At 73.5% G+C, this 358-nt stretch carries 1 protein-coding gene; it reads right to left on the reverse strand.

Features of this window, described 5'->3' with window-relative positions:
- Positions 1-358: phosphopantetheine-binding protein (locus I6E42_RS12650; protein WP_235372370.1), on the reverse strand; the 358-nt coding region annotated here is incomplete at both ends.

Genomic DNA, 358 nt, shown 5'->3' on the forward strand with positions numbered 1-358 from the left:
GGCCAGCGCTCCTGATGGGGCGCGGGGGCTAGATGGGCGGCGGCGGGCAGGGCTTCGCCACCCTCCCGGTCCAGCAGGGCGGACAGCCGCCGTACGCTGCGGCAGGTGTACAGGTCGGCCACCCGGAGGGCGCGGCCGGTGGCCTCGCCGATCTCACTGAGGGCCTCCATGGCGTTGAGGGAGTTGCCGCCGAAGAGGAAGTAGTCGCTGTCCACCCCCAGGCCGGGACGGCCCAGCACCCGGCGGAAAATGGCCAGCAGGGTCTCCTGGGTCCTGGTTTCGGGCAGGGCGTGGTCGTCGGCGGTCAGGTCGGGGCGGGGCAGACGGGCCTCGTCCACCTTGCCGTTGGGGGTGAGGG

This window comes from Pseudoflavonifractor phocaeensis (assembly GCF_021531815.1).
GTDB lineage: Bacteria > Bacillota > Clostridia > Oscillospirales > Oscillospiraceae > Lawsonibacter > Lawsonibacter phocaeensis_A.